Below are 23,663 nucleotides of genomic sequence, written 5' to 3'. Positions count from 1 at the left end.
GTTGTTCAGGGTGCTGAACGCATCCGCGCCCTTAATTGGGTTGCGGAGCCGGCACGCTAGCCACGCTTGGTTTCGTATCCGCTGCACTTGCCTGCATTTGCTGCTTTTCGGTCGCCTTGCTGGATGCAAGCGAAAGCCGCTCAACAGCGCTGCAATCCGCACGACATAATGTTTTCAGCCGCGCGATATTCTTGCCCGCCTGCTCAATTGCGCCCTTGGCAATCATGGCATCTGCCTGCTCAGCCAATGCAACTTGATCATTGGGCTCAAGCTCCAACGCTTCTGTGTAAAAGCGGATCGCTTTACCATTCAGTCCTTGGGCCTTCACCGCGCGGGCCATCGCAATATACGCCGCGCGATTGCGGGGATCGACCGCGAGTGCGGATTCATACCAGCTGATGGCATTGTCAAACCGCCCGGCATCCGACTCCTGATCGCCTGTGTGCATCAGCGCAATAGAACGCGCATCGATGTCATCATCCGCGCGTCCGCCGATGCTGGCGCTCGACATGACCGCTAACGTGAACGACAGCGCAATGGCCGCGGGAGAAAAACGCATAAACAATTTCCATATCTTGTTCGAACGTGACGCTATCACAGCTTTTGCAGCCTCGCGAAGAAAAATCCGTCGCTGCCATCATGATGCGGGGTCAACAGCACGCCATCACCATCGGCACGGCCCATCGACACCCCAGTATCAGCAGCACGCCAACCCGAATGCGATTTTAAGAACGCAGCGACTTGGGCCTTGCCCTCACTCTCAATGAGCGAGCACACGGCATAAACAAGATAACCGCCGCGCACGACCATGTCGGCGCCAATGTCCAAAAGCTTCGCCTGTTCATCAACAACGCGCTTCAACCGCGCCGCATCCAAGCGCCAGCGCGTCTCTGGATTGCGCCGCCATGTGCCGCTTCCCGAGCAAGGTGCATCAATGAGGACAAGGTCGCAGCCACCGATAAATTCGGACAGCATCTCTTTTTCCTTGCCGGGATTGAGCAAGCGCGTTTCGATATTGGTGGCACCCGACCGGTTGGCCCGCGGCTTCAATTGGTCCAGCCGGTTTCGGTTTGTGTCTGTTGCAATCAACCGTCCCTGATTTCGCATAGCGGCGGCGAGTGCGAGGGTTTTACCGCCAGCACCAGCACAGAGGTCAAGCACAGTGCCGGCACCCTTTGCCTGACATGCCTCAACGATCATCTGGCTTCCAAGGTCCTGAATTTCAACCTGACCGTCTTCTACCGCGGGGTGGCTGTCAATTGCGGTCCCGCCCGGCAGGCGGAGCGCATATTCAAGGTGCGGAAGGACTTCAGCGTCGGGAAACACTGCCGATACTTCAGCGCGGCTTACCTTCAACGCATTCACGCGCAAGTCCATGGGGGCGCGGTCAAGCAGGCTTGCATGCTCGGCCTCATCAACATGGGCGGACAACAAAGGCTTGATCCATTTGGGCAGTCCGCCACCTGTCGATCGCGCTTCGCCGGGTTCGATGGCTGCTGGACCATAATCGGTCCCGTCGAACAATGCCGCCAGTTCCGGATCGGCATCCGCCATTGCCACAAAGGCAGACCGTGCTGTCACCGGCCTTTTCCCAAAGCGGCGGATGGCGCCCCAAGCCAAATCGCGGACAGCACGGCGGTCTTTCGAACCGGCATAACGCCGCTCGGCAAAAAAGCGCTTCGCAAGCTGGTCAGCAGAAGCGCCGCCATCACGTGCGGAAAGGATGATTTGGTCAACCAATTCAATGGCTGACTGCAGGCGAGCAGCAGGTCTCATGCCTCAACGCGTCGGATAATTTGGTGCTTCCCGCGTGATTGTAACGTCATGTACATGGCTTTCCCGTAATCCGGCATTGGTGATGCGCACAAACTGCGCGCGTTCCTGAAGGTCCGCAATGGTGCGCGAACCGGTATAACCCATAGCTGCTTTGACGCCGCCGACAAGTTGGTGGATGACATCGCGTGCGGGGCCTTTGAAAGGCACCTGCCCTTCAATGCCTTCCGGAACCAGTTTAAGCTGGTCCTTAATATCCTGCTGGAAATAACGGTCCGCAGAACCACGCGCCATTGCGCCAACGCTGCCCATGCCGCGATAGCTTTTATACGCACGGCCCTGATACAGGAATGTTTCGCCCGGTGCTTCCTCGGTGCCCGCCAATAACGAGCCGACCATCACCGAAGATGCCCCAGCCGCAAGCGCTTTCGCCACGTCGCCAGACGTCCGCAATCCGCCATCGGCGATGATTGGGATGCCCGACTTTGCAGCTTCTGCCGCTGATTCCATAACGGCAGTCAATTGCGGAACGCCAACGCCAGCCACAACGCGGGTGGTACAAATGGAGCCTGGGCCGATACCAACCTTAATACCATCCGCACCCGCATCAATCAGCGCACGTGTCGCCGCCGCAGTCGCGACATTTCCGGCAACAACCTGAACTTCAGGCGCCATGCGCTTAATCTCGGCAACCGCAGCCGCAACCATCGCACTATGACCATGCGCCGTGTCGACGACGATGAGGTCACACTCTGCATCAATCAACGCCTTGGTATAGGCCATGCCCTTTTCGCCGACAGTCGTCGCCGCAGCGACGCGCAGGCGTCCTGTGCCGTCCTTTGTTGCATTGGGGTACAAAACAGCCTTCTCGATATCCTTTACGGTAATCAGGCCGATGCAATGATAAGCATCATCGACGACCAAAAGCTTTTCGATGCGCCGTTGATGCAGCAAACGCCGCGCTTCTTCCTGCGTGACGGATGATGCAACCGTCGCCAGATTTTCATGCGTCATCAACTCGGACACAGGCTGCGCCGGATTTTCGGCAAAGCGCACGTCACGATTGGTCAATATGCCAGCGAGTTTACCGCTCGCCTCAACAACCGGAATGCCGGAGATCGCATGCGCCAGCATCAATGCTTGCGCTTCCGCCAAGGTCGCTTCGGGTGCGATGGTGATGGGGTTCACCACCATGCCGCTTTCAAAACGCTTCACCTGACGCACGGCAGCGCACTGTTCTTCAATGCTCAGGTTGCGGTGCAGAACGCCGATGCCGCCCAGCTGCGCCATGACGATCGCCATGCGCGCTTCGGTGACGGTGTCCATTGCCGACGATAGCACTGGAATGTTCAGTGATATGCTTTTGGTCAGTTGCGTGCGGGTGTCGGCCTGGCTTGGCAAAATGTCAGATGCCCCGGGCTGCAACAGCACGTCGTCAAATGTAAGTCCGAGGGAAATTTCTTTCATTGTGCCACCGCTTTAAGCTTTGATTCGTGGCGGCCCATGTAAACAGTAAGCGCCTTATTCGCCAGCCTTGTTGGATTTATATTTTCTGGCGTCCGCAAAGTAACGGCCAAGCGCAATGTGCAGGTCAGCATCATCCGCCGCGCCGCCAAGCTCCGTTTTATCCGTAAGCTCATCATTCGGGCCGTGATAATCGCTGCCCAGAAACTTTTGCATCAGCTCAAGATCGGCGAACGAACCGCCTACCATGAGCGCAGGCACGCCCTTTTGCGTGAGTGCCCAGCCGTCCTGCCGTTGGAGAAACGCATTTGCATCGGTCGAACTTTCAATCGCTCGGCCCGTCTTTTTCGCCACCGCCTCGACCGTGGCATCCAATGGGGTGGTGCCGCGACCAATAATGGCAACCTTTGAGCCGCGCGGCGCAATGGCGATTGTGTCGACGTTTAGCGAAATCACGATCTGATCAAGCGGCAAAGCTGGCTTGTCGGCGAAAGCATAAGCACCCAATAGGCCGCTCTCTTCCGCGGTTGTCGCTACAAAATAGATATCGCGATCATGCTTTTTCTTCGCCAAGCTCTTCGCGATTTCGTTCAGCACGGCAATTCCGCTGGCATTGTCCACGGCACCATTACAAATCCGGTCCGGCGCACCCTCTGGCGCGCAAATACCCAAATGGTCCCAATGCCCCATGAACAAAACAGCGCCGCTGCCCTTTTTCCGACCAGCAATCTTGCCAACAACGTTGGAGCTGTTGAAACGGTAAATGTCCGTCGTGACTTTGAAATCTGCGTCAATACCAAGCGGCTCGCCCGCATAATCGCTGGCCTTGGCATGTGCGCGCAATTTGTCCCAATCTTGCCCCGCGGCGGTTATCATGGCGACCGCAAACTCGGCGCTCATCGCCCCTTCCAACGGTGCGCGCTTTTCGCGGCTCTCCAGTGCGATAGGACGCGACAGCAACGAACGCCGCAGTGATGGCCAACTCCCTTGCTCGTCGCCGATGAAGATTACCGCCTCCGCCCCCGCAGCGATAAGCGCTTCGCGCCGCGCGCGGGGTGACTTCATATTGTTTGGCACATTTTCCGCATCAAACAGCACAAGCGCGGCTTTTCCCGCAACATCTGCAGCCACCGAACCATCGGCCTTTACGCCTGCACCGGTAAAGATAAGCGGCAAATCATTGCGCGCATAATCGACCTGCTTACCAATCAGGATGATTTCTTGAGACGCGATGCGCAGTTTGCGATCCTTGGCCGTAAATGTATAATCCGCACTGCCCTGCCCGCGCTGGATCAAGGGAACGGCATCAAACCAACTGCCGTTGGTCGCCGCTGGTTTTAACCCCGATCTCGCCCATTGCTCGGCAATATACTGAACCGTTTTTGCCTCGCCCTCCGTGCCGGGTTTACGACCTTCAAACGCATCACTAGCCAAAATTTCGATATGTGCGCGCAGGTCCGCTTCGCGCACGGCCTTGGCGTGCACCGAACCCGCGGATATTGCTGCAACGCTGACAAACACTGCAAAATGGGCAAGACGCATGTATGATCGCTCCAGACTACGAAGGAGCGGGCCCTGTCGTATGTCGGGAACGCTCTATCGTTAATTTCGCTTCATCTACATGCATCGATTCAATCATGCGACCCTTAAATCGCTGCGCGCCCCCTCGGCTCGCCGCAATTAATTCCTCCGCCTCGGCCACTGCAGCGGCATCCGCGCCAAAGGCCTGATTGGCGATCGCAACCTGGTTTGGATGAATGAGCGTTTTCCCAGTAAAACCGTAAGTTGCGCCTTGGCTGCATTCGGCATCAAACCCGTCCATGTCATCCAGCCGGTTGCAAACGCCATCAAATCGCGGCTTGGCCGATGCGGATGCCGCCAGCACGATTGTCTGCAGCGCGAGTTCCAGCCCTTCGCGCAATGGGCCGGGCCGAATACCGGTTTCCGCCGCAATGTCATTTGTGCCCGCAATCAATCCCGCAACCATGGGGTGCGCCGCAATCTCGCGCGCGGCATATAATCCCGTTGGCGTTTCGATCATCGCCAATATGGGCTTGCCAGCATCGGGTATGTCGTCAGGACTTTCGACCTTAGGTACCACAATGAAGTTCGCGCGGCTTTGCGCCAAAGCGGCGATGTCGTCTGCATGATATACACTGTCCGCGCCGTTGGCCCTTATGGCGATTATTTTGCCTGCGACGCCGTCTGCGGCATATTGCACCGCTGCCGCCCGGGCATCCGCCTTTAACCCAGGCGGGACGGCATCTTCCAAATCAATGATCAGCATATCTGCATCTAATGACCGCGCCTTTTCCAACGCGCGTGCATTGGACGCGGGCATATAGAGCGCCGACCGCGTAAATTTCAGTTGCTGCAAGATATCCATTTTCGCTCCCCTTCCATCGGCCGGCTTATGCTCACTGTGTAACTTAGGGTAAATCGTAAACCCCCTCGATCGTTTTCATGAAACTATTTGTTAAACCCACAGAATTACAGCTCACTTTTAAAAGGGAGGACGTTCTATGGAATATTTTTTCGGTTTACTCGCGCTGATCGTCATCATTTTTGTGATGATGGGCGTGACCGTTGTGCAGCAAGGCTTTGTTTTCACAATTGAGCGGTTCGGTCGTTATACCTATTCCGCGCAGCCCGGGCTGACCGTCATCATCCCGTTCTTTGACCGCGTTGGCCGCAAGGTGAATGTGATGGAGCAAGTCCTCGATATTCCGGGGCAAGAAATCATCACCAAGGATAACGCCATGGTTGGCGTTGACGCCGTGGTCTTCTTTCAAGTGCTCGACGCAGCCAAAGCCGCATATGAAGTGTCCGACCTATATGTCGCCATCATGCAAATCACGACAACCAACCTGCGTACCGTGATGGGCAGCATGGACCTTGATGAAACCTTGTCGAAACGCGACGATATCAATGGCCGTCTACTGTCGGTGGTGGACCACGCCACGAGCCCATGGGGTGTCAAAATCACGCGTGTTGAGGTGAAAGATATTCGCCCGCCGGCTGATATCTCCAACGCAATGGCGCGGCAGATGAAGGCCGAGCGTGAAAAACGTGCACAAATCCTTGAAGCAGAAGGCATGCGTGCCGCAGACATCCTGCGCGCTGAAGGCGAAAAGCAGAGCGCAATCCTTCAGGCTGAGGGCCGCAAGGAAGCGGCATTCCGTGACGCCGAAGCGCGCGAGCGTGAAGCAGAGGCGGAGGCAAAGGCAACGGTCATGGTTTCCGATTCCATCGCGACATCGGGCACGCAGGCGCTGAATTACTTCATCGCGCAGAAATATACTGAAGCCATCAGCCAGTTCGCCACATCACCCAATGCAAAGACGATCTTGTTCCCTGTAGAAGCCACGCAGTTGATTGGGACGCTGGGCGGAATTGGCGAATTGGCCAAGGAAGCGCTTGCAACTAAAGAAAAGTGAGGCGTGCGGGCGGAGATAAAGCCCGTAGTCCTGAGCAACAATCGCAAGGCGATTGTGCCCGTCGAAGGACGCCTGTAAGACAGACGTTGCGCTCCACCGGCATACGCCCTTCGACCTTCGTCAGCGCCACGCTGACGGCTCAGGGCTTCGGTAAGATCTGCAGTTTGGACATCGAGATTACGGAGTAACAAAAATGGCAGAATGGCTCGACACAATTTCAACCCACTGGTTCTGGCTCTCGCTGGGGCTGCTGCTCGGCGTTGCCGAATTGGTCGCGCCGGGCTTCTTCCTGATGTGGCTTGGTCTTGCCGCGTTGATTGTCGGGGGGCTGGATTATTTCCTCCCCATCACCGTCGCATATCAAGTCGCGATGTTTGCCATATTGTCGGTGTTGACGGTCTTTGCGGGCAAGAAATTCCTACACGACAACCCAATCGAGACCGAAGACGCAAAGTTGAACGATCGCGGGGCGCGGCTAACGGGTGAAATCGTGACCGTGGTCGAAGCGATCACAAACGGCCACGGCCGCGTCAAGGTAGGCGACAGCGTCTGGTCCGCCCGCGGCGTCGATGCCGCAATAGGATCCCGCGTGCGCGTCACAGGCGCCGACGGAGCGGTGTTGCTGGTCGAAGGCGGCCTCGACTGATCGAAGGACACAATCGGTCCGTCTTTTCTGGGTCCAGCGCGCGCTAAATGAGATCAAGGCTCGCACGGTCGGGTTCGATAAAGCCCCGCCGCGCGTGCACGGAAAACAGCCGTTCTTTCGAATAAAACTGAAGCGGAAGGTCCCGGCGTCCTCGGCTGGATAGCAGCAGTGCGTTCACGGCCGCGTGCAACGGCAGCGCCATCCCGACCTCTGCCAGATGCGCCTTCACGCCAGCGATATACACCTGCGTAATCGTTTCATGATAGCCTTGCGTATCGTCATTCACACCGCCAACGGCTTCGTTATAGGCTGAAATGATGGCGGGCAGATCACGCTCAATCGCGATATCTGGCCGATCGCGCACCAGCCAAGTACATGCCGCCAGATGCGCTTCATGCGTCCAGTGCGCGCGCGGCAAGGTCCGCGCGAGCAGCCCTTCGCCGATCGCGACGATCGCAGCGTCATCTTCAAACAGGCGAATGGCATATTCGGACATGATCGGACCTTTTGCGTTGTCCGATATTGTCCGGACGGGTTAAGCGACCTTTGGTGCCGACTGCCTTACACCTTCATCGACATGATCTGCAAATTGCGCAAAGTTGTCGATGAACTGCTGCGCAAGTCCGCGTGCCGTCACATCATATTCCGCCTTGTCCGCCCAAGCTTCGCGCGGATCAAGGATGCCGCTATCGACACCTGGAACTGCGATCGGAAATTCAAAACCAAAATTCTGATCCTTACGGAATTCTGCATTGTTCAGGCTTCCGTCCAGCGCAGCGTTGAGCAAGGCCCGTGTGGCCTTGATTGGCATACGGCTGATGCCGGGCATCGTTGCTTTGCCGCCCGTCCAGCCGGTGTTGACCAACCAGCATTGTACCGCACCCTTGGCGATCCGCTCTTTCAGCAAATTGCCATAGATGCTTGGGTGACGCGGCATGAATGGCGCGCCAAAGCAGGTGGAGAATGTCGCTTCAGGCTCGGTCACGCCGATTTCTGTGCCAGCGACACGCGCCGTGTAACCCGACAGGAAGTGGAACATGGCCTGATCCGGCGTAAGGCGCGCGATCGGAGGCAAAACGCCGTAAGCGTCTGCCGTTAGGAAGATGATCGTCTTGGGAACTGGGCCCATATTCTTTTCAGACGCGTTCGGAATGAACTCAATCGGATAGGAACCACGGCTGTTTTCGGCGAGGCTATTGTCGTCGAAATCCAGCTCACGTGTTTCTCGATCGATAACGACATTTTCAAGCACCGTTCCGAAGCGCTTTGTCGTCGCAAAGATTTCCGGCTCGGCTTCTTCCGAGAGACGAATCATTTTTGCGTAGCAACCGCCTTCAAAGTTAAACACCGCAGTGTCCGACCAACCATGTTCATCATCGCCGATCAGTGTGCGGCTGGCGTCTGCAGACAAGGTCGTCTTGCCAGTGCCTGACAGGCCAAAGAATACGGCGGTGTCCCCGTCCGGGCCGATATTGGCGGAGCAATGCATGGGCATAACGCCCTTCACTGGCAACAGATAGTTGAGGATGCCGAAAACCGACTTCTTCATTTCACCGGCATAAGCAGTGCCACCGATAAGAATAAGCTTTTCGGTGAAGTTCACGGCGATAACAGTCTCGCTGCGGCAGCCATGACGCGCAGGATCCGCGCGGAAGCTGGGCAAATCGATAATGGTGTATTCCGGCACAAAGCTGGTCAGCTCTTCCTGCGTCGGGCGCACCAGCAAGGTGCGGATAAACAGATTGTGCCATGCCAATTCGTTGATCACGCGCACGTTGACGCGGTGCTCTGGCTGCGAACCACCGAACAGGTCAGCAACGTACAATTTGTCCTTGCCACCAAGCGCGGCAATGAAATCTTCTTTCAGCGCAGCAAAATGCGCAGGGTCCATCGGGACGTTGGTTTTACCCCACCAAATGCTGTTTTCGGTTTCGGCGTCGCGCACGATAAACTTGTCTTTGGCAGAGCGCCCTGTGTGCGCACCCGTCTTAACCACGAGCGGGCCGTTTTTGGCCAAAATGCCTTCATCATTCGCCAGCGCGGCTTCTACCAGCGGCGCGGTGCCAAGATTGCAATGCAACGCTGCCTTTGTGTCAAAACCTTGTTGCGAAAGCGAGATGTTTAAAGGTGTCGACATTGGCTACTCCGGCGAAAGCTGCGAATCTGCGGCATACGTATGCACTGTGAAGCTGGAGCCGGTATACGATGGAGCCAACAAGGTCAAATGTGGTTCATTGTTTAGCCGCAACAGAGCATATGTAACCCATCACATCAGCACCAAGAGAGCAAGTGATTGAACCTAAGCCATTGCCCCCCTATAGATTGGCCCATGAGTGCAACAATCGCCTTGGTCGATGACGACCGAAACATCCTGACGTCTGTATCCATCGCTATGCAAGCGGAGGGCTATGTCACCCGGATTTATTCGGACGGCGAAACAGCATTAAAGGCGATGCTGGAAAACCCCGCTGATCTTGGCATTTTCGATATCAAAATGCCGCGCATGGATGGCCTCGAATTGCTCCGGCGGTTGCGCGAAAAAAGCGATATGCCGGTCATTTTTCTGACATCGAAAGATGAAGAGTTGGATGAAGCACTTGGCCTTGCCATGGGTGCCGACGATTATATCACCAAGCCTTTTTCGCAGCGCCTGCTGGTGGCCCGCGTAAAGGCCATATTGCGCCGTGCGACCTATGATCGCAGCGTGAGCAGCGGCGACGCTGAGCCCGAGCTTGAGCCAATGGTGCGCGGCAAGCTGCAGATGGACCCAGCGCGGCACCATGTGAAATGGGATGGCAAGTCGCTTACACTAACGGTCACGGAATTCATGATTTTGGAGGCGCTCGCCAATCGGCCGGGCGTTGTGCGTACGCGTGATCAGCTCATGGACGCGGCATATCAGGATGACGTATATGTCGATGATCGCACCATCGACAGCCACATCAAACGGCTGCGGCGCAAGTTTCGTGAGGTCGATCCGGAATTTGCAGCCATAGATACGCTTTACGGTGCAGGATATCGCTTTGCAGACAGCTGAGCCCGCTGATCTTCAGCTGGGATGGAGCCGGGGGCTATCGCTCACCGCCCGCATCCTTGCTGTAAATCTCTTTGTTTTGGCGCTGCTGGGCGCGGGGCTGTTTTTCCTCGACAGCTATCGTGTGCGCCTGATTGCGGAACGCGAAGATGCTGCTCGGCTTCAAGCGACGTTCCTTGCCGAAAGCCTGTCGTTGGTCGCTCCCGAAAAGCGGGCCGCGTACATCTACGAATTTGGCCAAGAGCATCAATCGCGGATTCGGGTCTATGCGCAAAATGGCGCAAAAATCTTGGACAGCTTCGCCGGCCGTCCGCCGACATATGTCTTCCGCGATCCTGACAAGGAACCGATGCGCAAAGTCATTGCGCGCGGCATTGATAAGATGTTCGACTTTTTGGTTGGTGCCGCGGTGCTGCAGCCATTTGCGGAACCGCGCGTAGATACGGCCGATGCTTGGCAACACGTAATCACGTCAAAGCCGGCGGATGCCGCGTCTTCCGTAGCTTTCGCCCCTGACCTCACACATGTGATCAGCGCCGGTTCGCGGTCACGCGATGGCCGCTTTGCGGTTCTGACCACATCCAATGAACGTGATATTCGCCTATTTGTTAGGGCTGAGCGATTCAATGTCGGGATGTTTTTTGTCATCGCCCTTGGCATCGGCATAATGCTTTCCGTGTTCCTCGCCCGAACCATCGTTCGTCCGCTTCGCCATTTGTCGCGCGCGGCGGTGAAAGTGCGGCTTGGCCGCGCTCAGGAAGTGACCGTTCCCCGCCTGCCTTCGCGCCGTGATGAAATCGGCATGCTTGCACGCGCACTTTCCGACATGAGCATTGCCCTTCGGCAGCGTATTGACGCCACAGAAGCATTTGCGGCGGATGTCGCGCATGAGATTAAGAACCCGCTGGCTTCCTTGCGGTCGGCCCTTGATGGTGCAGAGCGCATTCAAGACCCGGCGCTGCGCAAACAGCTTATGGATGTCGCAAAGGCCGATGTGCAGCGCATGGACCGTTTGATTAGCGATATTTCAGACGCAAGCCGCGTGGATTCGCAACTGGCCAAGGCAAAGTTCGAACCGATCGATTTGGGCGATATGATTGAACAATTGCTTCAGGCGCGCGAGCACCGGGGCAGCGATAAGGATGTCAACATCGCCTTCGCACGGCCACGACGGACAATCGCCACGGTCATGGGGGAAGATGTCCGCCTCGAACGCATGCTCACCAATCTGATCGACAACGCGGTGTCCTTTTCCCCACCGGGCGCAGTCGTTGAAATATCGGCCACGCTGGCCGACGAGGAAGTGATTATTCGCATCAGCGACGAAGGCCCCGGCGTTCCTCCGCAGGAACGAGAAGCCATCTTCCGCCGGTTCCACAGTGAACGCCCGCCAACAGAGAATTTCGGCAAACATAGCGGGCTGGGGCTGGCCATTGCGCGCACAATTGTTGAAGGCCACCATGGCCGCATCAATGTGCGCGATCGCGTTGATGGCAAAGGCGGGGCCTGTTTTGAAATCGCCCTTCCCTGCGCAGCGGTGGCGACCCGCTAATGCGACAGATGCTCCATGGCACAGCGATATCCATCGGTGGCCATGCTGTGTTGATTATGGGCGAATCGGGCAGCGGAAAATCCGATCTCGCGCTCCGGCTGATTGATCGGGGTGCCATTTTGATCAGCGATGATGTCGTCTTTTTGGAAACCCGTGACAACGCCCCAATACTTACCGTCGCTCCCAATATCGTCGGGAAAATTGAAGTACGCGGCGTCGGCATCTTTGATGTCGATTTCATAGCGTCTGCGCCGCTTCGCCTCGTTGTAGAGTTCGTAGATGCACCAGACAGATTACCTGAAGACATTGCGCACAGCGCCATTGGTGGTTACGTCGTTCCCGTGTCCAAGCTAAATCCGTTTGAACACAGCAGCGCAATCAAGGTCGAATATGCGTTGCGGGCAGTTCTCGATAGTGGCGTCCTGCCCGAATGTGTATCCGTCAAAGAAAGCTTGCCATCGTGAACGCCAAAACAGCCTCTATCCCGCAAACAATATTGATTGTGACGGGCGTTTCTGGCGCAGGTAAAACCACCGTTCTGAAGGCGCTTGAGGACTTAGGCTGGGAAGCGGTCGACAATTTTCCGATCCGCCTTGCCGGCCAGTTACTGGAAATACCCGTCACCGGTCGTCAGGCGAGCCCCGATATCCCCATCGCCCTTGGCTTTGACAGCCGGACCCGCGGCTTTGACGCCCAAACGCTTATTCAGCAGATCAAACAGCTGCAGAACCAGCCTAACCTGACCATCAGGACGCTGTTTCTCGATTGTGCAGGCGTTGAAATTGAACGCCGTTATGCAGAGACGCGTCGCCGCCACCCCGCCGCCCCTGACCGCCCGGCTATGGACGGCATCGCGATTGAACGCACGTTGATGGAGCCATTTCGTCGGTGGGCGGAGACGGTCATCGATACCAGCAAGCTGTCCGCATATGACCTCCAACAAGCGATCCGCGAACAGTTCAACAACGAAACATCGCCACATTCCGTCATTACCATCACCAGCTTTGGCTATTCACGTGGCATTCCGCACAATGCCGATCTGGTTTTTGACCTGCGCTTTTTGCGCAATCCGCATTGGGACAATATACTTCGGCCGCTTACGGGCTTGGATGAAGCTGTATCGCATTATGTCGAAGCTGACCCGGCCTATGACGCGGCAATGGGAAAGATACGCGACCTGCTCCGCTATCTTTTGCCGCTCTATGACGCGCAAGGTAAGGCCTATGTTAACATAGCCTTTGGCTGCACCGGCGGACGCCACAGGTCCGTCCATGTTGCCGAACAATTTGGGCGTTGGTTGCGCGAAGATGGCTTTGCTCCCGCGGTCAACCATCGCAATCTGACCTCAAGACCGATTGACGCAATTGAAGAGCCTGCTAACGGCGCAAATAAGAATAGCGCTCCTCAGGGTAACGACATCACATGATCGGTTTGATTTTAGTCACACATGGCAAGCTTGCGGACGAATTTCTCGTCGCGCTCGAGCATGTTGTTGGCCCCCAAAAAAACATCGCCACCATTTGCATTGGTCCGCATGATGACATGGAGGCCCGCCGCAATGAAATAGCGGCGGCCATTAAGCAGGTTGATTCAGGCAAAGGCGCGATAATCCTCTCCGATCTTTTTGGCGGAACGCCCTCAAATCTGGCCATCTCGCTGCTAGAAAGCGGCCGTGTCGAAGTCATCGCTGGCGTAAACCTGCCCATGCTGATCCGCCTCGATAGCGCCCGCAAAAACCTGGATGTGAAAGAGGCTGTCGCCGCTGCGCGTGAAGCGGGCCGGAAATATATCAGCGTAGCGTCGGAAGTGCTCGAGGCATCGAAATGACCCGCCTCAGCCGGTCTGCAACAATCGTGAATGTGAAAGGGCTGCATGCCCGCGCCAGTGCGAAATTTGTCACCTTTGTCAGCCGGTTGCCCGAGGGCATTAAGGTTGAAGTCGAAAAAGACGGTCAGCTCGTCACAGGCACATCCATCATGGGCCTGATGATGCTCGGCGCGGCAAAAGGCAGTGAAATTACCATTCACGTCGAAGGTGACCAAGCAGAGCCCGCCATTGAAAAACTCATCGGGCTGGTTGTCGACGGCTTTGGCGAAGACTGATGCGCCGTGAGATTACCGGATTTTCCAATCCCCTTCTGAAGGAAATCCGCGGACTGCGCGAAAAGAAATTGCGGAAACGCGCCGGGCTATTTCTTGCCGAGGGCCTCCGCATCATGACGGAAGCGCGCGAAGCGGGCTTTCTCCCCGAAATGCTGTTCCGGGTCAAAGACCGGCCAGTCCACGCGCTGGAAATCGCGCTTGAGGACGAGGTCCTACGCAATGGCGGGGACGTCATTGAAACCAGCGCCGAAATCATGGCCAAACTGTCCGGCAAAGATAACGCACAGGCCGTCGTCGGTGTTTATCGTGACCATGGCACCGCGCTTGCCGATATAGATCGGGCGACCGCGCCAATCTGGCTCGTGGCGCAAGCGATGCGCGACCCGGGCAATTTGGGGACAATGTTGCGGACGGGCGATGCTGTCGGCGCCGGCGGGCTTATCCTCATTGATGACTGCACGGACCCGTTTTCGGTTGAGGCCGTCCGCGCGAGCATGGGCGCGGTTTTCACGCAAAAGATCGTTCAGTGCCGATGGGACGAGTTTATGACGTGGTTGCGCGCGGGCGATGGTCAGCTGGTCGGCACAAGCCTGCAAACCGACACGGATTATCAGGCTGCGCACTACAGTAGCCCTTGCTTCATCCTGACGGGCAACGAAGCACAGGGTCTACCCGACGATTATGAAGGTCAGTGCGACCTGCTCGTCAAAATGCCGATGCATGGCAAGGCAGACAGCTTAAACGCGGCGGTGGCCACGGCGGTCATGGCGTATGAAGTGCTGAACCAGTTTCGCCGTCCAGCGCGCGGCTGACGTTCGCTAAAGCTATTGCTCGGCGGCCTCGCGTCCGTCGGCAATTTGCGCGTTCACTTCGTCATCACCATAACGCGGTAGCGCCTCAACCGACGGAATATCTTCCAATTCGCGCTTGCCGGTTTCGACATTGAGCTCTGCAAATTTCCGGCCCGTCGACATGACGTTGCGTTCAAAACTGCCCACGAACTTATTATAATTATTCACCGCGGAGGACAGGCCACTGCCCACCGATTTTAGATGCTGCGCGGCAACGGCAATGCGGTCGTACATTTCCTTGCCAAGCGCACCAATCTGCTTGGCTTCGCGCGCAAGGCCCTCTTGCCGCCACACGCTGGCCACGGTGCGCGCAATCGCAACCAGATTGGTCGGCGTCGCCAACAGCACCTTCTTATCAAAGGCAAAGTCCCACAATTGCGGTTCATGTTCGAGCGCAGCCGCCAGAAAATGTTCACCCGGGACAAACATAATCACATAATCGGGCGCGTCCTCAAACTGGTCCCAATAGGCTTTGCGCGAAAGGCCATCGATATGATTCTTCATCGACTGTGTGTGCCGCGTCATTGCGACGGCGCGGACTTCGTCATCCACGGAGGCAAATGCGTCTTGATAATCGTTCAGTGACACCTTGGCATCGATAACCAACGTCCGCCCGCCCGGGACATGAATGATCGCGTCAGGCCGCAGGCGAAGGCCATCGCCCGCATCAATGCTGGTTTCCAGGTCAAAATCGACATGTTCAGATAAGCCGCAGCTTTCCAAAACATTCTTCAACTGCTGCTCGCCCCAGCGGCCCCGCGCTTTCGGCGCATTGCGCAATGAGTTCATCAGGCCAGAGGCAACGTTCGAAACGCGCTCCTGCCCAAGCCGCATTTCGCCAATCAATCCCTTCAGATCGCCATAAGCTTCCGTGCGGTCTTTTTCAATTTTGCCGACTTGCTCTTCATACGCTTTCAGCTTGTCACCCACCGGTCCCAAAAGTTGCTTCAGCCGCTCTTCATTCTTTTCACCGGCCTGATGAAAGCGTTCATCGGCGCGTTGAAGAAACGCCGCTTGCGCCTCGCCCAACAGTTTTTGGCCAATCTCGCCAAACTGCGCCGACAAGGTTTCTTTTGCCTGACCCAGCACGGCGATTTGTTCGTCAAAGCCGCGCTCACGTTCTTCTAGGCTGGTTTCCAGACGCGCCAAACGGTCCTTTGCGCTGTCACGCTCCACCACGACCTGATCGAGCATGGACCGCAGTTGCGCGGTGGTTTCCTGCCCTGCCCGGCTTTCACGCCCGCCTGCAAACCAGCCGAGGACAAGCCCGACCAACAAAGTAACCACAACGATGACGATGACGACTAACGGCTCCAACACAGCACTCCAAATATAGAACGAATGCGGAACATAGCCTATGGCAGGCTTAGGTCAAGCGGCTTCGGTTTGCGTCCGCCGTGCCTTTTTTACGCGCGCATAGCTTATGGCGCTAAACGGCAGCAGCCCTGCATAAATTATAGTCGCCCCGATCATCGCAACCCAAGGGGCAGCAACCAAGGTCGCGGTAAACAATCCAACAAAAGCGAGTGCCATAAAGCGCAGGCTGCGACGAACCTTGATCGATGACCAGCTGTAGGTGGCCACGTTGGAAACCATCAAGACCGCGCACAGGAGCAACCACGGCCCAAGAAAGCGATAGTCACGCACCCATTCTGCACCGGTTTCGAACCAAATCATCATCGGCAGCAAGGCCATCGCTGCGCCGGGCGGCGATGGGACGCCGGTGTTAAATCCCGCCAATTTATGCGGCTGGTTTTCGGTGTCGATGCGCGCATTGAAACGTGCAAGCCGAAGCGCAGCACACAACACGAAAAATACAGAGATGGTCCAACCGAAGCGCGGCATATCCTGCAGCACCCACATGTACATGACCAGCGCCGGGGTCGCGCCGAAAGCAATGACATCCGACAGCGAATCCAGCTCTGCGCCAAAACGGCTTTCGCCTTTCAACATCCGGGCGACGCGGCCATCCATGACGTCAAGCACACCAGCAATAACCATGGCGGCGACAGCGTTTTCCCAGCGGCCCTGCATCGCAAACCATGCCCCCGAAAGGCCAGTGCACAAAGCAAGCGCGGTGATCGCATTTGGTGCGAGCGCCCGCAAAGGAATACCGGGGCGGGATGAAAACTCGTTCATTAGTGTGCGACGGCAATCAAATCTTGGTCAACGCCCAAGTCCGCGATAACCGTTTCGCCCGCAACGCAACGCTGCCCCTTAATGACGCGCGACGATGTCCCATGCGGCAAATATACATCCACGCGGCTGCCAAAGCGGATAAGGCCAATACGTTGGCCATTGGCCACGCTGTCGCCTTCTTTCACAAAGGCAACGATACGACGGGCGACAAGGCCAGCGATTTGCGTAAAGCCGATACGCACGCCGTCGCTGCGTTCCACGAGGAAGTGCTGACGTTCATTTTCTTCGCTCGCTTTATCCAAGTCAGCGTTCAAAAACTTGCCCGCAATGTACACAACGCGTTTGATCGTGCCGCGGATAGGCGTCCGGTTAATATGCACGTCAAACACGCTCATAAAGATGGAAACCCGCGTCATCGGCTGATCACCCAGACCGTCTGGCCCGCGCAATTCTGCCGGTGGCAGGACTTGTTCGATCAAGGTTACAAGGCCATCGGCTGGCGAAACCACAAAGCGGTCGTCAATGGGTGTTGCACGGACGGGATCCCGAAAGAAAGCGAGTGTCCATATGGTCACTGCGCCCATGGGCCACGCGAGCGTTTCCCATGCCATAAATGCAAAAAACAGGGTGATGCCAGCCGCGATCAGGGCAAATTTACGGCCTTCGGGGTGAACAGGTGGAAACGACCATTTCGCGACCCCGGTGCCCCGGTTTGTCAGTTCTTGTCTACTCATAGACTTTAGCTAGGGGATGACGGTGCATATGACAACCTTTGATGCCGTTTCGGGCAATTTCCGACAATTACGCTAGCCAGTTGAACATATGGTAGACTTTGCTATGGCACCGTTCAACATCAAGACTCCCCAATGGAAAGTGCTTTCTGACATGGCAAAAATTAAGGTCAAAAATCCGGTTGTCGAACTCGATGGCGACGAAATGACGCGCATCATCTGGGAATGGATCAGGGAACGTCTCATCCTGCCCTATCTGGATATTGACCTGAAATATTATGACCTTGGCATGGAATATCGCGACAAGACCAATGACAAGGTCACGGTTGATTCCGCAAACGCAATCCGCGAATTCGGTGTCGGCGTAAAATGCGCGACGATCACACCAGACGAAGCGCGCGTGGAAGAGTTTGGCCTTCAGAAAATGTGGAAGTCACCAAACGGCACGATCCGCAACATTTTGGGCGGCGTTGTTTTCCGTGAACCTATCGTGATCGAAAACGTCCCACGCCTCATTCCGGGCTGGACAGACCCAATCGTGATCGGCCGCCATGCCTTTGGTGACCAGTATCGCGCGACCGATTTCCTCGTTCCTGGACCAGGCACATTGCGCCTTGTGTGGGACGGCGACGATGGCCAAAAAATTGACGAAGAAGTGTTCCGTTATCCATCGCCGGGCGTCGCCCTTGCGATGTACAATCTCGACGACTCGATCCGTGACTTTGCGCGCGCGTCGCTGAACTATGGCGTGACCCGCGAATGGCCAGTGTATCTGTCGACGAAGAACACCATCCTGAAATATTATGATGGCCGCTTTAAGGACCTGTTCCAAGAAGTGTACGAAGCCGAATTTGCTGATAAGTTCAAAGAGCTCGGCATTGTGTATGAGCATCGCTTGATCGATGACATGGTCGCGTCTGCGCTGAAGTGGTCGGGCAAGTTCATCTGGGCGTGCAAAAACTATGATGGCGATGTGCAGTCTGACCAAGTCGCACAAGGATTTGGTTCGCTTGGATTGATGACGTCGATTCTGATGACACCAGACGGTAAGACCGTTGAGGCCGAAGCGGCACATGGTACCGTAACGCGCCATTACCGCCAGCATCAGCAGGGCAAGGCAACATCGACCAACCCAATTGCGTCGATTTTTGCATGGACCGGCGGCCTGAAATTCCGTGGCAAGTTTGACGAAACACCTGAAGTGACGCGCTTTGCGGAAACGCTCGAAGAAGTGTGCATCCAGACGGTTGAAGACGGCCACATGACAAAGGATCTCGCCATCCTCATTGGTCCAGACCAAGCGTGGATGACGACCGAGCAGTTCTTTGAACAGGTTCGCGCCAACCTCGAAATCAAAATGGGCAGCTGGCAGTAACGCCAAACCCATAAGTACATCAAAGCGCGGGGGGCGACCTCCGCGCTTTTTTTTATTGCCCTGCCCTTCCCTTATCATGCTGCATGTGGGTAAAAGGTGCACATGGCAGGCGAACTACACGGCGAAAGCATCAGCGATCTGCTCGTCATTCTGGGCGCAGCCGGAATCGTCATCCCGGCTTTCGCCCGTTTTCGCATCACGCCTATTATCGGCTTCATCTTGGTCGGGATATTGGTCGGCCCTATGGGCCTCGGCACGTTGGTCGAACGCTATCCATTGCTTGAATGGGTCACCATCACCAATCCAGAGGCCATTGGACCCATTGGCGAATATGGCATTATCTTATTGCTGTTCACGATAGGGCTTGAACTGTCCTTTCGGCGATTGTGGAAGATGCGGCGTCTGGTTTTTGGCGTGGGCGCGTCGCAATTGTTCGGCGCGGGTATCATCATTGCCGCGGGGCTTTTGCTATTTGGCTATAATCTGACGGCGGCTATTGGCATCGGCATTGCACTCGCGCTTTCATCGACTGCGCTCGTGCTGCCCATATCGGGCACGCATTCGGCCGTTGGCAAATCGGCGCTTGCGATGTTGCTGTTCGAAGATCTTGCCATCGTCCCGATCATCTTTGTCTTGGGCGCGCTGGCGCCGCAAGCCGGTTCGGGTTCGTGGGAGGGCATGGTTACGGTGCTCTGGCAGGGCACATTGGTGATTGTCGGCATGCTTGTGCTTGGCCGCTTCTTCCTGCCCCGCCTGTTCGGACAGGCAGCGCGTACCAAAAGCCCTGAGCTTTTTGTGTCGGTCAGCCTGCTGGTCGTGATCGTAGCAAGCCTCGCGACTGGTGCGGTCGGCCTTTCGCCCATCGTCGGCGCAATGATCGCGGGCTTGTTAATCGCCGAGACGGACTATCAAACGGAAGTCGCCGTCATGACCGCGCCGTTCAAGGGACTGGCGCTGGGTGTGTTTCTGATCAGCATCGGCATGCAGGTCGATCTGCGCTTCGTCGCGGCCAATTGGGCTGCACTGGTCGGCGCGGTTGCCAGCGTCGTTCTGATAAAGGCCGCGGTTACCGCAGGTCTGCTGAAGTTGAACGGTGCACGCACGGGGACGGCCACCGAGACCGGCGTTCTTATGGGAAGCCCATCCGAAACCACGCTCATTGTGCTGGGCGCAGCCGGCGCGGCGCAGATCATTGACGCTGCGACCATCAATTTCTGGCAAGTCGCAACGGCGATTGGCTTAACCATCACACCGATATTGGCGCGCATCGGCCACGACATGGCGCGCCGAATTGAGCTGCGCGAGACCGACGACGAGATATATGAACAAGACCCGGCGCAAGAACCGCGCACGGTCGTTATCGGCTTTGGCCGGGTCGGTCATTTGGTGGCCGACATGCTCATAATGCATGGGCAGCCTTATGTCGCGGTTGAATCCAATGTGGATGCTGTCATGGCGGCGCGGCGCGGTGGGTATAAAGTGATCTTCGGCGACATCTCACGTCCCGAAACATTGGACAAGCTGAGCCTTGGCCACGCAAAGGCGCTTATCCTGACCATGGATCAACCGGTGCTGGCCGAACATATCGTCAAGCGCGTCCGCCAATGGTTGCCGGATATTACCATCGTCGCGCGTGCACGCGATGCAGACCATGCGGCACGCCTGTATCAAGCAGGCGCAACCGATGCCGTTCCAGAAACGCTGGAAAGCTCGCTACAGCTATCGGAAGCGGTGCTTGTCGACCTCGGCGTGGCCATGGGCCCCGTGATCGCGTCGATCCACGAAAAGCGCGACGAATTCCGGCGGCAGATCAAAGAAGCAGGCGGCCTCGACGAGGCCCCCAAGCTCAAGCTTACCTCTTAACCCGCAATCTTTGCTTTGATGGCATCCAACGCCGCCTGCGCCAACTCAGCGCCGGCTGGGCCGCCACCTTGCGCCATGTCGGGGCGTCCACCGCCACCTTGCGCGCCCATCGCCTCAGTCGCCGCGCGAACAAGGTCTGGAGCGGTCAACGTAGCGTGGAGTGCGGGTGAAACCGCAACGACGACGGTGTTGCTGTTCTCGTTCGCCGCGATGATGGCGACGATGCCGCTACCAATGGTTTTCATCTGGTCATCGGCCAAACCGCGCAGGGCCTTTGGCTCGATACCATTGATGACCTGCCCCATGAATGTCACGTCGCCGATGGTTTCGGCTTCAGCCTTGGGACCACTGCCACCGGACAATGCGAGCGCCGTCTTGGCTTCGGAGAGTTCTTTCTCCATCCGCTTGCGGTCGTTCATCAATGTTTCAATGCGCGCGCCGACTTCATCAGGCGCGGTTTTCAGCATCGCGGCGACGTTCTTCAACTGTGTTTCGCGGCCAACGAGCCACAGACGCGCAGCTTCTCCGGTCAATGCTTCGATACGGCGGATGCCGCTTGCGACCGCGCCTTCAGAAATGATCGTGAACAAGGCAATGTCACCCAATGCGTTGACATGCGTGCCACCGCACAGTTCGAGCGAATAATGCGTGTCATCTCTTTTGCCCATGGTGAGCACGCGGACTTCCTCGCCATATTTCTCGCCAAACAAAGCAAGCGCACCCGCCGCGACCGCGTCATCGGGGGTCATCAAACGCGTGGTGACGGCCTGATTCCCGCGAATTTGCGCGTTCACATCGGCTTCAATCATCGCAATTTCATCAGCGGTTACCGCCTGATTATGCGAGAAGTCGAACCGCAGACGATCAGGCGCCACAAGGCTGCCCTTTTGCGTGACATGACCGCCCAGTCTTTCACGCAATGATTCGTGAAGCAAATGGGTTGCGCTATGGTTGGCGCGCAAAGAGTCACGGCGGGTTGTATCGATCTTCAGGGTTACAAAATCGCCGACCTTGATCTCGCCTGTTCCAATCGTCACCTGATGCGCATGCAAACGTCCAAGCGGCTTTGCAGTGTCCGTCACTTCACCGCGCATGTTCGTGCTCGAAATAACGCCAGCGTCGCCCATCTGGCCGCCGCTTTCGCCGTAAAATGGCGTCTGGTTGGTGATGACGGTTACGCTGTCGTTTGCCACAGCAGACTGCACTTCAACGCCATCGTTAACGAGGGCAACGACTTGCCCCTCGCCTTCATTGGCTGTGTACCCTGTGAACTCGGTCGAACCAACGCGTTCGGCGATGTCGAACCAGACGTCGTCCGATGCCTTGGCGCCGGAACCTTTCCATGCGGCACGCGCCATAGCCTTTTGGTTGTTCATGGCGGTTTCAAAACCGGCCTGATCAATGCCAAAGCCCTGCGCACGCAACGCGTCTTCGGTCAGGTCATATGGAAAGCCATATGTGTCATAAAGCTTAAACGCGGTATCGCCGGCAAGGACATCGCCGGGCTGCATACCCGTGGTGGCTTCATCCAGCAGCTTGATACCCTTGTCCAGCGTTCGGCGGAATTGGGTTTCTTCCTGCTTTAACGTCGCTTCGATCATCGGCTGCGCACGCAGCAATTCGGGATAAGCCGCGCCCATTTCGGCGGCGAGGCTGCCCACCAAACGGTGCATCAACGGCTCTTTCGCGCCAAGGATGTGCGCATGGCGCATGGCGCGGCGCATGATGCGGCGCAGAACATAGCCGCGCCCTTCGTTCGACGGCATGACGCCATCGGCCAACAGGAAGCTGGTCGAGCGCAAATGGTCGGCAATCACGCGGTGGCTGGCCATTTGGTCGCCCTGCGCCTTGGTGCCGGTCAGCTCTTCCGACGCATTAATCAGCGCCTTGAACGTGTCCGTATCGTAATTGTCGTGCACGCCCTGCATGACCGCAGCGATGCGCTCAAGCCCCATGCCGGTATCGATCGACGGCTTTGGCAAAGGCACATCGGTGCCGTCATCCTGCCGCTCAAACTGCATGAACACGAGGTTCCAGATTTCGACAAAACGGTCGCCATCTTCGTCCGGGCTTCCGGGAGGGCCACCAAAGATATGGTCGCCATGGTCATAGAAAATTTCGCTGCACGGACCGCATGGCCCCGTGTCGCCCATCGACCAGAAATTATCGTTGGTCGCGATACGGATGATACGCTCTTCGGGCAGTCCCGCAATCTTGCGCCAAAGGTCAAACGCCTCATCATCGGTATGATAAACCGTTGTCGTCAGGCGCGATGGATCAAGGCCCCATTCCTTGGTCAGCAACGTCCACGCATGGGTAATCGCCTGCTCTTTGAAATAATCGCCGAACGAGAAATTGCCGAGCATTTCAAAGAATGTGTGGTGGCGCGCCGTGTATCCGACATTGTCCAAATCATTATGCTTACCGCCCGCCCGCACGCATTTCTGGCTGGAAGCTGCACGCGGCGTTTCGCGGCTTTCCAAGCCCGTAAATACGTTTTTGAACGGCACCATGCCGGCATTGACGAACATCAATGTCGGGTCATTGTACGGCACGAGTGGCGCGGACGAGACTATGTCGTGCTGAGCAGCACCGAAATAATCAAGGAACCCGCGGCGAATATCATTGGTCGATGTCATAACGAAAGCGACTTAGGGAACGACTCGCCGCCCTGCAAGCCGGATATGCATTTTGCT

General features: G+C 56.7%; 22 protein-coding genes. 11 read left to right on the top strand and 11 right to left on the bottom strand.

Annotation, left to right across the window (positions count from 1 at the left end):
* Positions 1-31: 31 nt before the first annotated feature.
* Genes ACIQZK_RS00820 through ACIQZK_RS00800 form a run of 5 tightly spaced genes read right to left on the bottom strand, consistent with a single transcriptional unit; the run spans position 32 to position 5,623 of the window.
* Complete coding sequence (locus tag ACIQZK_RS00820; protein WP_397574479.1) at positions 32-559, bottom strand: hypothetical protein; 528 nt, start codon at positions 557-559, stop codon at positions 32-34.
* Positions 560-594: 35 nt separating this feature from the next.
* Positions 595-1,776, bottom strand: a complete 1,182-nt coding sequence (locus ACIQZK_RS00815; RefSeq protein WP_397574478.1) for an RsmB/NOP family class I SAM-dependent RNA methyltransferase — start codon at positions 1,774-1,776, stop codon at positions 595-597.
* Between the two features lie 3 nt (positions 1,777-1,779).
* The gene (gene guaB / locus ACIQZK_RS00810; protein WP_397574477.1) at positions 1,780-3,240 is read right to left on the bottom strand and encodes an IMP dehydrogenase; all 1,461 of its coding nucleotides are present in this window, start codon (positions 3,238-3,240) and stop codon (positions 1,780-1,782) included.
* A 54-nt stretch (positions 3,241-3,294) separates the two neighbouring features.
* Complete coding sequence (locus ACIQZK_RS00805; RefSeq protein WP_397574476.1) at positions 3,295-4,779, bottom strand: M28 family peptidase; 1,485 nt, start codon at positions 4,777-4,779, stop codon at positions 3,295-3,297.
* 16 nt (positions 4,780-4,795) lie between these two features.
* On the bottom strand, positions 4,796-5,623 hold the full coding sequence (locus ACIQZK_RS00800) for an HpcH/HpaI aldolase/citrate lyase family protein (protein WP_397574475.1): 828 nt from the start codon (positions 5,621-5,623) through the stop codon (positions 4,796-4,798).
* A gap of 136 nt (positions 5,624-5,759) precedes the next feature.
* On the opposite strand from ACIQZK_RS00800, the gene ACIQZK_RS00795 reads away from it, so the two are divergent.
* Both ACIQZK_RS00795 and ACIQZK_RS00790 read left to right on the top strand, forming a co-directional pair.
* Positions 5,760-6,674 (top strand): SPFH domain-containing protein, encoded by a 915-nt coding sequence (locus ACIQZK_RS00795; protein ID WP_397574474.1) that lies wholly within the window; start codon positions 5,760-5,762, stop codon positions 6,672-6,674.
* Between the two features lie 193 nt (positions 6,675-6,867).
* Positions 6,868-7,320, top strand: a complete 453-nt coding sequence (locus ACIQZK_RS00790; RefSeq protein WP_397574473.1) for an NfeD family protein — start codon at positions 6,868-6,870, stop codon at positions 7,318-7,320.
* Positions 7,321-7,363: 43 nt separating this feature from the next.
* Here ACIQZK_RS00790 and ACIQZK_RS00785 read toward each other — a convergent pair whose 3' ends face one another.
* Together ACIQZK_RS00785 and ACIQZK_RS00780 are read right to left on the bottom strand one after the other, a co-directional pair.
* Complete coding sequence (locus ACIQZK_RS00785; RefSeq protein ID WP_397574472.1) at positions 7,364-7,816, bottom strand: hypothetical protein; 453 nt, start codon at positions 7,814-7,816, stop codon at positions 7,364-7,366.
* Positions 7,817-7,855: 39 nt separating this feature from the next.
* The gene (locus ACIQZK_RS00780; RefSeq protein WP_397574471.1) at positions 7,856-9,457 is read right to left on the bottom strand and encodes a phosphoenolpyruvate carboxykinase; all 1,602 of its coding nucleotides are present in this window, start codon (positions 9,455-9,457) and stop codon (positions 7,856-7,858) included.
* A gap of 192 nt (positions 9,458-9,649) precedes the next feature.
* On the opposite strand from ACIQZK_RS00780, the gene ACIQZK_RS00775 reads away from it, so the two are divergent.
* From ACIQZK_RS00775 to ACIQZK_RS00745, 7 genes are read left to right on the top strand one after another with little or no spacing between them, the layout of a single operon-like run.
* Positions 9,650-10,357 (top strand): response regulator transcription factor, encoded by a 708-nt coding sequence (locus ACIQZK_RS00775; RefSeq protein WP_397574470.1) that lies wholly within the window; start codon positions 9,650-9,652, stop codon positions 10,355-10,357.
* A complete protein-coding gene (locus tag ACIQZK_RS00770) occupies positions 10,338-11,906 on the top strand; it encodes an ATP-binding protein (protein WP_397574563.1) in 1,569 nt (522 codons plus the stop codon). Before ACIQZK_RS00775 ends, ACIQZK_RS00770 begins: the two co-directional genes overlap by 20 nt.
* Positions 11,906-12,370: an HPr kinase/phosphorylase gene (locus ACIQZK_RS00765; RefSeq protein WP_397574469.1), complete on the top strand. Its 465-nt coding sequence runs from the start codon at positions 11,906-11,908 to the stop codon at positions 12,368-12,370. The genes ACIQZK_RS00770 and ACIQZK_RS00765 overlap by 1 nt, the downstream gene beginning before the upstream one ends.
* Positions 12,337-13,332 carry an RNase adapter RapZ gene (gene rapZ / locus ACIQZK_RS00760; protein ID WP_397574468.1) on the top strand — a complete coding sequence of 332 codons (996 nt, stop codon included), beginning with the start codon at positions 12,337-12,339 and terminating at the stop codon, positions 13,330-13,332. Before ACIQZK_RS00765 ends, rapZ begins: the two co-directional genes overlap by 34 nt.
* On the top strand, positions 13,329-13,733 hold the full coding sequence (locus tag ACIQZK_RS00755; protein ID WP_397574467.1) for a PTS sugar transporter subunit IIA: 405 nt from the start codon (positions 13,329-13,331) through the stop codon (positions 13,731-13,733). The genes rapZ and ACIQZK_RS00755 overlap by 4 nt, the downstream gene beginning before the upstream one ends.
* On the top strand, positions 13,730-14,008 hold the full coding sequence (locus ACIQZK_RS00750) for an HPr family phosphocarrier protein (RefSeq protein WP_183941099.1): 279 nt from the start codon (positions 13,730-13,732) through the stop codon (positions 14,006-14,008). Before ACIQZK_RS00755 ends, ACIQZK_RS00750 begins: the two co-directional genes overlap by 4 nt.
* Positions 14,008-14,820 carry a TrmH family RNA methyltransferase gene (locus tag ACIQZK_RS00745; RefSeq protein ID WP_397574466.1) on the top strand — a complete coding sequence of 271 codons (813 nt, stop codon included), beginning with the start codon at positions 14,008-14,010 and terminating at the stop codon, positions 14,818-14,820. Before ACIQZK_RS00750 ends, ACIQZK_RS00745 begins: the two co-directional genes overlap by 1 nt.
* 12 nt (positions 14,821-14,832) lie before the next feature.
* Here the strand turns inward: ACIQZK_RS00745 and ACIQZK_RS00740 are convergent, their stop codons facing one another.
* Genes ACIQZK_RS00740 through ACIQZK_RS00730 form a run of 3 tightly spaced genes read right to left on the bottom strand, consistent with a single transcriptional unit; the run spans position 14,833 to position 17,732 of the window.
* Positions 14,833-16,176 carry a DNA recombination protein RmuC gene (locus ACIQZK_RS00740; protein WP_397574465.1) on the bottom strand — a complete coding sequence of 448 codons (1,344 nt, stop codon included), beginning with the start codon at positions 16,174-16,176 and terminating at the stop codon, positions 14,833-14,835.
* Between the two features lie 54 nt (positions 16,177-16,230).
* Positions 16,231-16,998, bottom strand: coding sequence for a CDP-alcohol phosphatidyltransferase family protein (locus tag ACIQZK_RS00735; RefSeq protein WP_397574464.1), 768 nt, complete (start codon positions 16,996-16,998; stop codon positions 16,231-16,233).
* Positions 16,998-17,732 carry a phosphatidylserine decarboxylase gene (locus tag ACIQZK_RS00730; protein WP_395637857.1) on the bottom strand — a complete coding sequence of 245 codons (735 nt, stop codon included), beginning with the start codon at positions 17,730-17,732 and terminating at the stop codon, positions 16,998-17,000. Before ACIQZK_RS00730 ends, ACIQZK_RS00735 begins: the two co-directional genes overlap by 1 nt.
* 151 nt (positions 17,733-17,883) lie before the next feature.
* Between ACIQZK_RS00730 and ACIQZK_RS00725 the strand changes: the two genes are divergently transcribed.
* Both ACIQZK_RS00725 and ACIQZK_RS00720 read left to right on the top strand, forming a co-directional pair.
* Positions 17,884-19,104: an NADP-dependent isocitrate dehydrogenase gene (locus ACIQZK_RS00725; RefSeq protein WP_397574463.1), complete on the top strand. Its 1,221-nt coding sequence runs from the start codon at positions 17,884-17,886 to the stop codon at positions 19,102-19,104.
* A 102-nt stretch (positions 19,105-19,206) separates the two neighbouring features.
* Positions 19,207-20,967: a cation:proton antiporter gene (locus ACIQZK_RS00720; RefSeq protein WP_397574462.1), complete on the top strand. Its 1,761-nt coding sequence runs from the start codon at positions 19,207-19,209 to the stop codon at positions 20,965-20,967.
* Here the strand turns inward: ACIQZK_RS00720 and alaS are convergent.
* Positions 20,964-23,606 carry an alanine--tRNA ligase gene (alaS, locus tag ACIQZK_RS00715; protein ID WP_397574461.1) on the bottom strand — a complete coding sequence of 881 codons (2,643 nt, stop codon included), beginning with the start codon at positions 23,604-23,606 and terminating at the stop codon, positions 20,964-20,966. The two genes, ACIQZK_RS00720 and alaS, sit on opposite strands and share 4 nt — an antisense overlap.
* Positions 23,607-23,663: the final 57 nt, after the last annotated feature.

It is taken from the genome of Sphingorhabdus sp., from assembly GCF_044338195.1.
Taxonomy (GTDB): domain Bacteria; phylum Pseudomonadota; class Alphaproteobacteria; order Sphingomonadales; family Sphingomonadaceae; genus Sphingorhabdus_B.
This window is presented reverse-complemented; position numbering and strand designations above follow the sequence as displayed.

Bases quoted from the DNA above. Each gene is read 5' to 3' on its own strand.
- ACIQZK_RS00735 (WP_397574464.1), bottom strand. From the start codon at position 16,998: ATGAACGAGTTTTCATCCCGCCCCGGTATTCCTTTGCGGGCGCTCGCA.
- ACIQZK_RS00765 (WP_397574469.1), top strand. From the start codon at position 11,906: ATGCGACAGATGCTCCATGGCACAGCGATATCCATCGGTGGCCATGCT.
- ACIQZK_RS00745 (WP_397574466.1), top strand. From the start codon at position 14,008: ATGCGCCGTGAGATTACCGGATTTTCCAATCCCCTTCTGAAGGAAATC.
- ACIQZK_RS00790 (WP_397574473.1), top strand. From the start codon at position 6,868: ATGGCAGAATGGCTCGACACAATTTCAACCCACTGGTTCTGGCTCTCG.
- ACIQZK_RS00805 (WP_397574476.1), bottom strand. From the start codon at position 4,779: ATGCGTCTTGCCCATTTTGCAGTGTTTGTCAGCGTTGCAGCAATATCC.
- ACIQZK_RS00780 (WP_397574471.1), bottom strand. From the start codon at position 9,457: ATGTCGACACCTTTAAACATCTCGCTTTCGCAACAAGGTTTTGACACA.
- ACIQZK_RS00800 (WP_397574475.1), bottom strand. From the start codon at position 5,623: ATGGATATCTTGCAGCAACTGAAATTTACGCGGTCGGCGCTCTATATG.
- ACIQZK_RS00720 (WP_397574462.1), top strand. From the start codon at position 19,207: ATGGCAGGCGAACTACACGGCGAAAGCATCAGCGATCTGCTCGTCATT.
- ACIQZK_RS00795 (WP_397574474.1), top strand. From the start codon at position 5,760: ATGGAATATTTTTTCGGTTTACTCGCGCTGATCGTCATCATTTTTGTG.
- guaB (WP_397574477.1), bottom strand. From the start codon at position 3,240: ATGAAAGAAATTTCCCTCGGACTTACATTTGACGACGTGCTGTTGCAG.
- ACIQZK_RS00750 (WP_183941099.1), top strand. From the start codon at position 13,730: ATGACCCGCCTCAGCCGGTCTGCAACAATCGTGAATGTGAAAGGGCTG.
- ACIQZK_RS00785 (WP_397574472.1), bottom strand. From the start codon at position 7,816: ATGTCCGAATATGCCATTCGCCTGTTTGAAGATGACGCTGCGATCGTC.
- rapZ (WP_397574468.1), top strand. From the start codon at position 12,337: ATGTGTATCCGTCAAAGAAAGCTTGCCATCGTGAACGCCAAAACAGCC.
- ACIQZK_RS00755 (WP_397574467.1), top strand. From the start codon at position 13,329: ATGATCGGTTTGATTTTAGTCACACATGGCAAGCTTGCGGACGAATTT.
- ACIQZK_RS00815 (WP_397574478.1), bottom strand. From the start codon at position 1,776: ATGAGACCTGCTGCTCGCCTGCAGTCAGCCATTGAATTGGTTGACCAA.
- ACIQZK_RS00820 (WP_397574479.1), bottom strand. From the start codon at position 559: ATGCGTTTTTCTCCCGCGGCCATTGCGCTGTCGTTCACGTTAGCGGTC.
- ACIQZK_RS00775 (WP_397574470.1), top strand. From the start codon at position 9,650: ATGAGTGCAACAATCGCCTTGGTCGATGACGACCGAAACATCCTGACG.
- alaS (WP_397574461.1), bottom strand. From the start codon at position 23,606: ATGACATCGACCAATGATATTCGCCGCGGGTTCCTTGATTATTTCGGT.
- ACIQZK_RS00725 (WP_397574463.1), top strand. From the start codon at position 17,884: ATGGCAAAAATTAAGGTCAAAAATCCGGTTGTCGAACTCGATGGCGAC.
- ACIQZK_RS00730 (WP_395637857.1), bottom strand. From the start codon at position 17,732: ATGAGTAGACAAGAACTGACAAACCGGGGCACCGGGGTCGCGAAATGG.